The following is a 12,510-nucleotide window of genomic DNA, read 5'->3' as shown; positions in this document are numbered from 1 at the left end:
CTGAAGGAAAGGCTGTGGAACTGCGCCACTTACGCTGTTTCATTGCCGCGGCAAAAGAACGTCATTTCGCCCGGGCAGCGGCACGACTGCATATCCAGCAGTCGGCTTAGGGAGAGCGTCAGAAGCGCTTTAATCCTGGTATCTCCTATTGGTCGTGCGCTGTGAGGGCGTTTCCATCGACGGTGGCACCGTTTGCAGGAGCAACGGAGACCGGACCTATTCACCCCTACTCAATTGACCTTACGTTTGCCATGCACACGTATCCTCATGAAGCCACCGGCTCTGACGAGCCGATCAAACCTGACTCGCTTGACCCGCTGGCCCGAACAGTTTCCGGCGATGCCGAATCCCATGCCTCCCGACAGGGCGTTCCTGCCAAGGCTGACCAAGATAGCCCGGTAGAAGATTCGCGCCTGGAGCCCGAAACGTACGAAGCAGGAACGGCTTGCGAGTCGCTACGGATTGTCACCCTCGACGAGCTGCGCCCCTTTGATCACAACCCCCGTACTCTAAGAAATCCTGCCTATGACGAGATCAAGGCTTCGATCCGCGAGCGTGGTCTGGACAGCGTACCTGTCATCACGCGGCGTACTGGCGAGTCTCACTACATCATCTACAGCGGGGGTAATACGCGCCTGTCGATCCTGCGCGAGCTCTATGCCGAAACTGGCGAAGAGCGCTTTTCCCGGCTGACTTGCCGGTATCGTCCGTGGACCGAGCGTGGCGAGCTGGAGGCACTGACGGGCCACCTAGCCGAAAATGAACTCCGTGGCGGCCTCACCTTTATCGAACGCGCCAAGGCCATCCAACGGGCGCAAGCGCTTTACGAGCAAGAAGCCGGACGCACCCTCTCCCAATCCGAACTGGCACGGCGCCTCAACGCGGATGGCTATCCCGTTCGCCAATCCCACATCAGTCGCATGCAGGAAGCGTTGCGCTATCTGCTACCGGCCATACCCACCGTGCTGTACGCCGGCCTTGGGCGGCACCAGGTGGAACGCCTCGCGATTCTAAGACGGGCGTGCGAACGCACCTGGCAGCGTCTGGCAAACCACCGCGAGCGCCACACCTTTGCCGAATTGTTCCAACACGTATTGGCGCAATTTGATTCTACGGGCGAGCACTTTTGCCCACGACGCGTACAGGACGAGCTGATCGCACAAATGGCCGCAGCGCTCGGGATGCATTACGAAGCGCTGGCACTGGACATCGATCATCAGGAAACGCGCCAACGTGCGCTCTCGCAAACGCCACCGCTCGGTTCGCACGCACCGGGGCACACACCGAATGAGACCGGCTCGGGTACCACTTCACGGCTCATGGCCATTCAGCAGTTGATTGCCCGCCATACCGGTGAGCCCTTTGCGCAGCCGGGAAACACACCTCACATGGCTCAACCTTCTCTGGCAAGGGATGAATCCAGCGACCACGCGACGCCCCCTGAATCTGTACGCACCCAACCTGAGCACCTGCGGGAGCAGATTGCACACGTTGCGCAGCAGTTGGCTCGAGACGCAGGTGTCGAGCCCTACGTGAGCGTCCAGACAAGTCACCTGGGCTTCTCCTGTACGTGGCCAACCGATGCTCATGCCCTGCAGCCCACCGCGCGTACCGTGTTGATCCTGCTCCACGCGCTTAACGGCACCGCGCAGGCGCTACCCCTGGTAGACCGTGCAGCCCTTGCCGATGGACTCGGCGTGCTCTTGCACGGTCAGGCGGGCGAGATCGCCCCGCTAAGTAGACCTTCGCTCTCACTGCTATTTCGGCTCATCCGCCACACCCGTCACCTCAACCGCCTAGAGGCCGGTTCTTTCTCTTGATCCTGTGCACTGTTCCGAGAACCTCTGTCATGTCGACCAGCCACCCTCTGAACCAAGCCGTACTGACCCAAGCCCTGCACCACTTACATCACGGCGAGCTTCGCCGCTGCCAAGCGATGGGATTTGACGAGGAGGAGCTGGCCGCCCTGAAGCAGCCAGACCTGGTCAGCCTTCTGGTAAACGCGCCAGTCTCATGGTGCACGGTGTCGATCAATCGCGACGTGATCAAACGTCTGCTTGGACAATCTGCCGATGTGAGTCAGGAAATCGCGCAGATTGATCGCATGCTGCGCCTGGGCAGTAGCAGCGAGATGGTCAGTCATCGCTTCGGGCTCACCCACCAAGAGGTTGCCTTACGCCGCAAGGTGCTGGGCTTACCCAAGCGCAAAGGCCGTTATCCCGCGCTGGACGATGCGCAGGACGCCGCACTCTGGCGGCAATGGAAAACCGAGGTAGCGCAGCGAGGGCTATCAACCGACGACGAGACCGCCATGCTTGAGCTGGCCATGGAGCTCGCTGAGGCGCATGAAGTACCGCTGGCCGTTCTATGGTCGTCGGTTCGTCGCTGGACCGGTCAATAGGGAGCGTAGGCATGGCCCACGAGGCGTTGCGGCGCGCGACTCCCGCGCCCCTGACAGCTGTCTTCAATGACGTCCTGCGCACCCTCAAACCATCCCCAAAGGCGGACGGCACGCCCCAGGATGGTTTCCTCTACAGCGGTAACCGCCACGACAGCCTACCGCGCGCGCTCCTGCTTGATCGGCGCCTGACGCCGCTAGAGCGCAACGCCTGGCAGGTTTTGCACGTGCTGCTGGATCGCAGCGGCCTGACAGCCTTTCCGACCTACGAGCGGCTCCGTCCGTACTTGGCGGTCATGCCTTGCGCCACACAAGCGTCCAACGAAACCGTGGCCCGCGCCCTGGCCCTCCTCCGACTGACGCGGTGGCTGAGTCTTGTCCGGCGACAACGTGATCCTCACACCGGCCGTATCCAGGGCAACCTCTATGTCCTGCACGATGAGCCCCTCACGCCGTTCGAAGCAATCCAGCTGGATCCGGGCTATCTGAAGCTGGTGAGCCAAGCACTGAGCCACGCGGCGAAGACAGTGCAGGTGGTCGCGCGACAGGTGCTAAAGGAGGTGACTGAAGATCCGCAGGTCAACCAGCGGAGCCTTCCCACTCGCCTGCAGATCATTGCTCAACGTCTCGCTCAGCAGGGCTGGGCGGACAAAGGCGTGCTGGCGGTAATGGACCCTGAAATCCCGAAATCCGAAGACAGTACATCCACACCGTCTTCGGATTCCGAAGCAGGTGCAATCCCTGATTCTGAAGACGCCCTTCGGAATCCGAAGGCAGACCGTACTGTACGTAAAGTAGATAAAGAATTAGTACGTAAGAAGACGACTGTGTCTAACGAGCTCGTACTACCCCCACGCTTTCTCACCCTTGACCGCGAGCAACAGTCCGGCGCCCTAGCGGCCCTCAAACCCGTGGAGCCTGCACAGCGACAGGCGATTCTCGATGAATGGGCGGCCCGCTGCGAGCGCTCCGCGGTTCGCAATCCCGCAGGCTATCTGTTCGGCATCATCCAGAAAGCCCTGCGTGGCGAATTCAATCGCGCTGCAGCGTCTACGTCTATGCCTACCCCACCACCGCTGCCGCCTGAGCCGACACCAATCATTCCTGCCGAACCGCCACCGGCGCGGGCGTGCCAGATGTCGCGAAATCCTGAGGTAGGTCGGGCTCACTTGGATCAACTGCGATCAGCACTGCGTCTTCCTCCTCGGGACGCTATCCCCAGGGGATAGCTCGAGAATTCTCAGAAGGGGTCGTGGCACCTGGATCAACCGCACTCAACTCAGTGCTGTTGTCTTTCGGAAGCTATCCCCTGGGGATAGCTCCAGGATTCGTGCTGCATGTGGCTCTGTCACTGTTTTGGCTACCTGCAAGGGCTGCAGTGCAGTCGCAAACCTGATCTATCCCCAGGGTATAGCTCGGCGTTCAGCGGAGAAATGCAAGTTGCGCGCAGCCTCGTCAACACCATGGTTTAGCGTAGGCCCGCTAAGCAGGCACTTGCCTATCCCCTGGGGATAGGTGACGGCCCCAAGATAAATCACACGTCTTGGATCAATTTCGCATAGCCCAGTGAGGCTTATCTTGGAGCTATCCCCAGGGGATAGCTCTCACGTGGCAAACACCCGGGTGGACTCCGAGAACGCCTAGCGAAAACTGGTAAGGCCACAGTGCGCCTTAATCGCAGCCTCAAGACGGCCCTGCATTGGAAAGTAGCGACTCGCCTTCTCGGGAGTCTTCCATGCGCGCACCCTACGCCACCGCTTGCCTCATACCCGCCTGCGCCGGGGCGGCCCTAGGCCTACTGCTCCAAGGCTGTACTCCACTGCCATCCGACCCAGCAGGCGCGCTGTCTGACACCCCTCCTGTGCGCTCGCCAGCGCCCGTACCGGAACGGGATCTTTTGGTTGTCCGCCAGGGACGCTACACCCTGGTCGAGCAAGGACCTGAACTCGCTCAACGCAACCTGATGCGTCAGATTGTGGACGTTTCCATCCCCGCCGGCGCCGACCGTACCGTGGGCGATGCTCTGCGCTACGTGCTGATCCGCTCCGGCTTTTCGCTGTGCGAGACGCCAGAGGCGGCTCGGCTCTATGCGCTGCCCTTGCCGGCCGCACACCTGCAGTTGGGACCGCTGCCGCTGCGTGACGCCCTGCAGGCCCTGGCAGGCCCTGCCTGGACGCTACAGGTTGATTCGCTCGCTCGGCGTGTGTGCTTTGCACCTGCGCCAACCCATCCAAACGAGGGCCGGCCATCGTGAGGGTGCGAGCGTCTTTTCTGGCCATGCGTGCTGATCATCTACAACGCCTGGGCGGCGCCGCCTGGTTACTCGCGCTCAGCATCCTGATGGTGCATGACCACATGGGCCAGTCGCGTCTGCGTCAGCAACTAGTGCAACACAATGACCAGCCGGGCCTTCAGGCGCTGCAGGCGGACATGGCCTCCCTTACTGCCCGACTGGATGCCCTGCCAACGCCAGAGCGCCTGGTCAGCCCGACCGAGCTAAGCGCGGTACGTGAGGACCTTGAAGCCAGATTGGCCGCCGTTGTTCAGCAGCAGGAAAAGCATGCCCAAGCTGCAGACACGCTGACTTTGCAACAACGCACTGACCGACTTGAGGCTCAGTTGCACGCCCTGATGCACCAAGCAACGGCGTTTCGCGAGAAGCGCCAAACACCGGCACGACCTGCGCCAAAGGCCAAGGCGTCCAAACCGCCCTTTCAGCTACTCGGTGCAGAGCAACGTGGCGGTCACACCTTTCTTTCCCTGTTACCTGCTCATCAGCAAGGGCTCAACGCCGTCACGCTGCTCCGCGTGGGCGAGTCCTTGGGCCAATGGCAGCTCACCGGCTTGACCCAGGACACCGCGACATTTCGGGTGGATGGCCTGGTGCGGCGTCTGCCGCTGCCTGGAGGAGACACGCGATGACACAACGGTTACCTGCTACCGCGTTGCTCAGTCTGATCCTTGGCTCTATTCAGGCTGTTCAGGCATCTCCTGCGCCCGCCTCCCACGACCAGACGCGTTGGAGCGATACCCAACACAGCCGACTCATCCTGAGCGAGGACGCACAGGCCCAGGCCTGGGGTCTGCAGGCCAGTGACTGGGTCCGCTATCGCGAGCTGATGCAGGGTCCGCTAGGTATCTACGCGCCGAACCTGGACCCATTGACCGCCCTAGGTATCGAGGCACGCAGTGACGAAGAGCGTGCGCGCTATGCGGAGTTGCAGGTCAGAGCCGAGGCCCGACGCGTCGAGAAACTGCTGACCTATCAGCGCGCCTACGACGCTACCTGGCAGCGCCTTGCACCTGACTTGCAGCGGGTCACGCTCGAGGACGCCAACGTGGCAGACGAGGCGCGCCTTTCTGTGTTCGTCAAAGCGGACTGCCCGCCCTGTCTTGAACGTGTCCGGCAGTTCCAGGCACAAGGTCGGGCCTTCGACCTGTACCTGGTGGATAGCAAAGGCGATGACGCACTACTACGGCGTTGGGCGCGTCAGGCTCGCCTGGATCCCACGCGCGTTCAGCAGCGGACCATTACCCTCAACCATGACAATGGCCGCTTTCAGTCGCTAGGTCTTGCCGGCGAATTGCCCGTCGTCGCACAGCGGGTGAATGGACAATGGCAGCGACAGTAGCCACGCCAACAAGGCGCCGTCGAGCAGTCGCTGGCCTGGCGTTTTTGTTGTCGGCTTTGGTCAGCGTCGCCACCTGGGCGCAGGCTCAGCTGCCGCCTCCGGCCTATCAGCTTGCGGCCCAGCAAGCCGGCGTTCCCTCTCTGGTTCTGTACGCCATAGCACTGCAGGAAAGCGGGCGACGCTGGCAAGGACGGTCAGTGCCGTGGCCCTGGACCCTGAACGTGGCTGGCGAGGCCAAGCGGTTTGCCAATCGCCATACGGCATGCACCGGCCTGCTGCAGGCCATGGACACTACCCCAGGCCGCAAAATCGACGTGGGTCTCGGCCAGATCAACCTGGGTTACCACCGCCATCGCGTCACCCATCCGTGTGACTTGCTAGACCCCTATCAAAACCTTGCGATTGCCGCTGCAATCCTCGTCGAGCAGCGCGCAGCCGCTCCTGATTGGCCAGCCGCCATTGGCCGCTACCACCGCCCGGCCGGCGGCGCATTCGCCGCACGCTATCAGCGCCTCGTCCAGGCGCATCTGGATCGCCTACAGGATCAGGTAGCCAGTGGACTGCAGGTGGGAGAGCTGCCGTGAGACCTGGGTTCGGAAGACGCTCGCTGTTTGTACTCGGTACGGGATGGCTATCCCTGCAGGCAATGGCGGACCCACTCATCGTGGTGGGTCACGAGGGAGGTGTTTCCACCCGGCCGTACTTCGAGCCGTTCAAACGAACAGCTCCACCACGCACGGCCACTGTGACCCCGTTTCCTGCCGATGCTTACGAGGCTGAGATCGCAATGCTACCGGTGCGGTCGCAAAGACTGACTCCAGGCGAAGCTTCGACACGAGCGCTCCAAGCACCTGGGCTTAGCCCCCTGTTTCTCATCGGTGATGATGAGTACTCACGTCATTGGCTGAGCCAGAAGCAGCGGCAGCTGAAGGACCAGCAGGCTATTGGCCTGGTGGTAAATATCGACACTGCCGCGGCCTTGGCCGAACTTCGGCGCCTGGCCCCCGACCTCACTCTCATTCCAACCTCGGGGGATGACCTCGCCCAACGCCTGGGGCTGCACCACTACCCTGTGCTGCTCCTGCCAATTGCGGATGACAGGTAGCGCAGGCCATGTCCCATCCAACCGGCTATGAGCGCTGGCTTCGTCCAGCCGTGGAGTTGTACAGCGTTGTCGCCTGCATGCTAGCGGCTGGCCTTGTTGCACTCATCCCCGAAACGTTCGGGCTCTCGGCCCCAATGGTCTCATTCGCCACAACGGCATTCCTATGCCTCGCCGCCGCACGGCTGTATCAGGCTCATCGCATACTGCGCTACCGACGAAATCTTCGGCGGCTGCCTGCATACACCTTGTCCAGCGCTGCGATACCGGTCAGCACGCAAACGCTGTTCATCGGCCGTGGGTTTCGCTGGGAGGCGCGGCATACCCAACGCTTGCTCGAGACCTATTTGCCGCAGTGCCGCCGCTATGTCGAGCCAAGCCGGTATGACCGCTTTATCCAATACCTTTTCAAACAGCCTTCGCGGCGCGGTCACCTGACTCAAGCCGCCATTGGCGGCCTGCCTCGCCTTCATGGCGTCGAGCCTGACGAGCAAGACGTCTGCCTACCCTTGAACGAGCGGGTGGGTCATACGCTGGTACTGGGTACCACGCGGGTCGGCAAGACGCGGCTGGCCGAGCTCTTCATCGCGCAGGACATCCGCCGTCGCAATGCGCAGGGCGAGCATGAAGTGGTGATCGTGTTCGATCCCAAAGGCGATGCAGATCTGCTCAAGCGGATGTACGCCGAAGCCAAGCGCGCCGGCCGTGAGCAGGAGTTTTTGGTGTTCCACCTGGGCTGGCCCAACAGCTCGGCTCGGTACAACGCCGTCGGCCGTTTTGGTCGTATCTCCGAGGTGGCTACTCGTCTTGCCGGGCAACTCTCAGGTGAAGGCGATAGCGCCGCCTTTCGCGAGTTTGCCTGGCGCTTCGTCAACATCATCGCGCGCGCGCTGGTGGAGTTGGGTCAGCGCCCTGACTATCGGTTGATCCAGCGCTATGTCATCAACATCGATGCGCTGTTTATTCAGTACGCCGAACACTACTTCGCCACACGTGAGCCCGAGGCGTGGGAGGCAATCCTCACGCTTGAGGCGGGACTGAACAACCGTAATCTGCCGCGGCACATGATTGGGCGGGAGATCCGAGTCGTTGCCCTCGAGCAGTACCTTTCCAATACGCATCACTTCGATCCGGTGCTCGATGGCCTGCGCAGCGCCGTGCGCTACGAGCGCAGCTTCTTCGACAAGATTGTGGCATCCCTCCTGCCCCTGCTGGAGAAGCTCACCACCGGCAAGATCGTCCAGTTGCTCTCGCCTGACTACGAGGATCTGCAGGATCCGCGGCCGATCTTCGACTGGCTACAAGTCGTTCGCCAACGCGCCATTGTTTATGTGGGCTTGGATGCCCTATCCGATGCCGAGGTCGCCGCAGCCGTAGGCAATTCCATGTTTGCGGATCTGGTTTCGGTGGCGGGACACCTCTACAAGTTCGGCGTCGACAGCGGATTACCCGGCGGCAAGCCAGGCACCAAGCCAACCATCAATCTGCACGCCGATGAGTTCAACGAACTGATGGGTGATGAGTTTATTCCCCTGGTCAACAAGGGCGGCGGCGCTGGCGTTCAGGTGACGGCCTATACCCAGACCCTGTCGGATATCGAGGCGCGGCTAGGTAATCGCGCCAAGGCAGATCAGGTGATTGGCAACTTCAACAACCTATTCATGCTGCGTGTACGCGAAACAGCCACGGCCGAGCTGCTGACCCGCCAACTCCCCCAGGTCGACGTCTATACACCCGCGCAATCCAGTAGCGTCACCGATACCTCTGATCCAGCGGCCGCCAGCGCCTTCACCTCCAGCACTCAAGATCAGCTCGTGGGCAGTCGCCGGCCTCTCATCGAGCCCGCTCATCTCGTCGCGTTGCCCAAGGGGCAGTGCTTTGCGCTGCTTGAGGGTGGTGCGCTGTGGAAGGTGCGCATGCCCTTGCCGCTACCAGACACTGATGATGATTTACCGGCTGATCTTCGCGCGTTGACCGCTGCCATGCGTCGGCGCCCGTTCGGACCCAAGACGGCTGAGCCATCTGGCGAACCAGACTCAACACTCCCGACCGCCCCAGAGCCGCCGATGACTTCGATTGCTGAGGCATCTCCTCATGAGTGAAGCTGTAGAGACCCGGCCGCGTCGTTACGGAGAGTTTACCCAGCTTCTGCTACTGCCCTTTACCGTCCTGGGCCTGCTGTGCGCCGCGCTGCTCCTTCGGCTTTTGCTGGAAGGCTTCGGCATGCTGTTCGTTTGGCCGGATAACCGCGATCTGCACGCGCAGATCGTTTACGAGCAGGATCGACGCGATCTCGCCCGCACGCCTTGGCCGGATCGATGGCAGTCGATCTCCCGTACGTGGCTAAATACCAAACGCTCAGTGCAGCTCATGGCGCTATCCAACCCATGGATCGAGCTGCAGGGCAGGCTCCCAGCCGTACCCAGCATCCTTGGCTATAAGACGCTGCGTTTGCCTTGGGCAAAAGAACGTTCGGGGCTAAAAGAGGCTTTATCTGCAGCTCGGCACAGCGCGCTGAGCGTTGGCATACGAAGCCTACTGCTGCTTCAGGCTCTGCCTATGCTGATACTGAGCGTGCTCGTCGGTACCGTAGACGGCTTGGTCCGACGGCAAGTGCGTCGCTTCAACGTACAGCGTGAATCGGGCTATCTCCATCACCGCGCGAAGGCCCTCTTCGTTCCACTGACACTGCTGCCAGGGTTCATGTACCTGGTACTGCCCATCAGCCTGTCTATTGCCAGCTTTGCGATTGTGAGTGCGATCCTGTCAGGCCTGATGGCCGCAATCGCCATTGGGACCTTCAAGAAGCATCTCTGACGAACAGCTTCGGCTATTCCATCTAGCAAGACATCTAGGGCAGTGATCGCCAGCCAGGCTACGACACGTTTCACGTGGAACCCTGCACTGTTTATTGATCGTGCGAGCCCAGATATAACCCTTAGCAGTTTTCCAGCTGTTCGCTCAAGCCAAGCACGATAAGCCGCCCAACGAGCGGTCCTTTTACTTCATCACCTGAGGATAGAAGCTGCTTCCAGACAGGGCTTTAGGGATCAGCCGGAACCTCATGAAGACGTTACGCTCTGGTCGCCTCGAGTAGCTCAGCATACTGTTCGAAGTCATCCGCTAGCTGCTGCAGCGTGATACTTCGCAGGCGCGTCAGCAGCAAAGCCTGCGCGGCATCGAATGCCTCGGTCAGCGCATTGTTTACGGCTCGCTCAACCAGACATTCAGGTTGATCGGTCGCCAAACCTATGGCGAAAATCGACGACGACCCGAGCGCCTGATGGATATCTAGCAGTGTGATCTCTGCAAGGGGCTTTGCCAGCATCCACCCTCCCCGATGACCCTTTTCAGAACGAACGTACCCCTGCTCCTTGAGCAGGGCCATCGTCCTGCGCACTACTACCGGATTGGTACTCAGCATCTGAGCCAAGGTGTCAGACGTCGCAGGCTGTTCATGGCGAGCCATGTGAATCAGCGTATGCAGCATCCGCGATAGGCGCGTGTCATTTCTCATAGCTCAAAAGCCTCATTAAAGCCAACCAGCATCTCCCGACACAGGAAAAGTTACAAGACCTAGACTTTCGCTCATCACGTAACTTATGTTGTTTCCTGAAATTCAAAAGGGAAATTCCATGATTTACGATGTGATCGTTGTGGGGGGTAGCTACGCCGGTGTGTCCGCTGCCATGCAACTGGCTAGGGCGCGCCGTTCTGTATTGGTGATTGATGCTGGGCAACGCCGTAATCGATTCGCTGCCACGTCTCATGGGTTCTTGGGGCAAGACGGCAACAGCCCAGATGCAATTGCTGACCAAGCGCGTCGGCAACTACTCGCCTACCCGTCCGTCACTTGGCGTGGCGCGTCTGCGGTTGCAGCAGAGAAACAGGCCGATGTGATCTCTATCGCTACAAGCGATGGCCTCACCTTCAATGCCCGTCGGCTGATTCTGGCTTCCGGCGTCACCGATGAGCTGCCAGATATTCCTGGCTTGGCTGAGCGCTGGGGGCGACAGGTCTTCCACTGCCCTTACTGCCATGGGTATGAGGTGGGCAAAGGAAACATCGGTGTCTTGGCCAGCTCACCACTCGCTATCCATCAGGCCCTGATGCTGCCTGATTGGGGACCAACAACCTTGTTCCTTAACGGCGCCTTCCAGCCCGATGCAGAGCAAAGCGAGAAGCTTGCACAGCGTGGCGTTTCGCTCGAGCAAGAGCAGGTTGTTTCTATTGGCGGGGAGCGGTTGGAAGTAACGCTGGCCAGTGGTCGTGTGATTACTCTTGCAGGACTGTTCGTCCAACCACGCACGCATCTGAACAACCCCCTGATCAAGCAGCTGGGCCTTGCCGTTGAAAGCGGTCCCTTGGGCAACTTCCTCACCGTAGACCAGATGCGGGAAACCAGCGTAGCAGGGGTGTTTGCCTGCGGAGATGCGGCAGTGGCTGCCGGTAACGTGGCGATCGCAGTCGGCGACGGTGCTCGCACAGGTGGCGCAGCTCACCAGTCGTTGATCTTTCGCTGAGTGAAACAACTTCAGGCCGCCGGCTTTCTACCAAAGCACTAGCACGTATTAACCTGTCTTCTTGGCAAGGACAGTAGCGCACCTGCCGGCTCTACCTTATCTGACAGGTGCAGCGTCATTGCTCAAGAGGGTTGTTAATGTCGTGCTTCTGTCAGGGCTTAGCGGTAAAGCACGACAACATCGTTAAGCAACTCACGCATCATCGACGCAAGCAGTTGCTGACGAAGTTCTCCGTTCTCTACCGACTCAGACGCCATCTGATCTAGCAGATCGTTCGGCACTGAAACATACAACTCAGCTTCGGCTTCCGGCGTATCTGGCTGGAAGTCAGGCTGGCGTGTTCGAAGCGAAGGCGTTGGAAAAGGGACTATGGTGCTAGTGCGACCAGTCGTGGCACACCTCCATGCAAGAGGTAGGACACGTAGTCGGATGTACCAGGTGGAGCCCAGGCTTAAAAGGAAGTCGGTGCATTCGGCATGCTCCTCGGACAGGTTGAAGAGCCACTCATACCGTTTCGACTCGGCAAGGGTGGCGAACCGTACGGGGGTCGAAATACCGGCGTCCGAGGGAACCGGCCAGGCAAAAGCCTGCCCCGCACGGTCCGCCATAGAATCGCAGTGCTCGATGCATCGCAAAGATCACTACGCTATGGCGCTTTTCCGCGCCCTCAGACAACTCGGGTTTCGACTCCCGGTCATGGGATTGACCACGACGGCCAAAATCTAACGGCCCGACGCACCCAGTTGCAACCGACACGCCATCTCCTTAGCTGAAAGACCCATATCGACCCAAGCACCAGCACCTTATTAAATTGAGAATTGACCTAGGCGTCAGATGCTGCAGAGAGCTGTCACC

General features: G+C 60.3%; 12 protein-coding genes and 1 pseudogene. 12 read left to right on the top strand and 1 reads right to left on the bottom strand.

Translation table 11 applies throughout. From position 1 onward, the window contains the following. Positions 1-14: 14 nt before the first annotated feature. The 11 genes and pseudogenes from OMP44_RS10650 to OMP44_RS10600 all read left to right on the top strand — a co-directional run. Positions 15-104: pseudogene (locus OMP44_RS10650) on the top strand (LysR family transcriptional regulator); the annotation flags it as partial. Positions 105-251: 147 nt separating this feature from the next. After that, complete coding sequence (locus OMP44_RS10645; RefSeq protein ID WP_280307824.1) at positions 252-1,820, top strand: ParB family protein; 1,569 nt, start codon at positions 252-254, stop codon at positions 1,818-1,820. Positions 1,821-1,849: 29 nt separating this feature from the next. After that, positions 1,850-2,401, top strand: a complete 552-nt coding sequence (locus tag OMP44_RS10640; RefSeq protein ID WP_160922242.1) for a DUF2857 domain-containing protein — start codon at positions 1,850-1,852, stop codon at positions 2,399-2,401. Between the two features lie 11 nt (positions 2,402-2,412). Further along, positions 2,413-3,627: an STY4528 family pathogenicity island replication protein gene (locus OMP44_RS10635; protein WP_280307818.1), complete on the top strand. Its 1,215-nt coding sequence runs from the start codon at positions 2,413-2,415 to the stop codon at positions 3,625-3,627. Positions 3,628-4,133: 506 nt separating this feature from the next. Further along, positions 4,134-4,652 (top strand): PFGI-1 class ICE element type IV pilus protein PilL2, encoded by a 519-nt coding sequence (gene pilL2 / locus OMP44_RS10630; protein ID WP_431312634.1) that lies wholly within the window; start codon positions 4,134-4,136, stop codon positions 4,650-4,652. Positions 4,653-4,675: 23 nt separating this feature from the next. Further along, complete coding sequence (locus OMP44_RS10625) at positions 4,676-5,320, top strand: hypothetical protein (RefSeq protein ID WP_280307816.1); 645 nt, start codon at positions 4,676-4,678, stop codon at positions 5,318-5,320. Beyond that, positions 5,317-6,030: a TIGR03759 family integrating conjugative element protein gene (locus OMP44_RS10620; protein WP_280307813.1), complete on the top strand. Its 714-nt coding sequence runs from the start codon at positions 5,317-5,319 to the stop codon at positions 6,028-6,030. The genes OMP44_RS10625 and OMP44_RS10620 overlap by 4 nt, the downstream gene beginning before the upstream one ends. Continuing rightward, positions 6,015-6,614, top strand: a complete 600-nt coding sequence (locus OMP44_RS10615; protein ID WP_280307811.1) for a transglycosylase SLT domain-containing protein — start codon at positions 6,015-6,017, stop codon at positions 6,612-6,614. Before OMP44_RS10620 ends, OMP44_RS10615 begins: the two co-directional genes overlap by 16 nt. 62 nt (positions 6,615-6,676) lie before the next feature. Further along, a complete protein-coding gene (locus OMP44_RS10610) occupies positions 6,677-7,135 on the top strand; it encodes an integrating conjugative element protein (RefSeq protein WP_280307809.1) in 459 nt (152 codons plus the stop codon). An 8-nt stretch (positions 7,136-7,143) separates the two neighbouring features. Next, positions 7,144-9,234, top strand: a complete 2,091-nt coding sequence (gene traD / locus OMP44_RS10605; RefSeq protein ID WP_280307806.1) for a type IV conjugative transfer system coupling protein TraD — start codon at positions 7,144-7,146, stop codon at positions 9,232-9,234. After that, positions 9,227-9,949, top strand: a complete 723-nt coding sequence (locus OMP44_RS10600) for an IncC plasmid conjugative DNA transfer DtrJ family protein (RefSeq protein ID WP_280307805.1) — start codon at positions 9,227-9,229, stop codon at positions 9,947-9,949. The genes traD and OMP44_RS10600 overlap by 8 nt, the downstream gene beginning before the upstream one ends. Positions 9,950-10,205: 256 nt before the next feature. Here OMP44_RS10600 and OMP44_RS10595 read toward each other — a convergent pair whose 3' ends face one another. Next, the gene (locus OMP44_RS10595) at positions 10,206-10,649 is read right to left on the bottom strand and encodes an Rrf2 family transcriptional regulator (RefSeq protein WP_280307803.1); all 444 of its coding nucleotides are present in this window, start codon (positions 10,647-10,649) and stop codon (positions 10,206-10,208) included. 118 nt (positions 10,650-10,767) lie between these two features. Between OMP44_RS10595 and OMP44_RS10590 the strand changes: the two genes are divergently transcribed. Beyond that, positions 10,768-11,655, top strand: a complete 888-nt coding sequence (locus OMP44_RS10590; RefSeq protein ID WP_280307802.1) for an NAD(P)/FAD-dependent oxidoreductase — start codon at positions 10,768-10,770, stop codon at positions 11,653-11,655. The last annotated feature ends 855 nt before the right edge of the window (positions 11,656-12,510 follow it).

The organism is Pseudomonas flavocrustae (assembly GCF_029872515.1).
Lineage (GTDB): Bacteria > Pseudomonadota > Gammaproteobacteria > Pseudomonadales > Pseudomonadaceae > Chryseomonas > Chryseomonas aestiva.
This window is presented reverse-complemented; position numbering and strand designations above follow the sequence as displayed.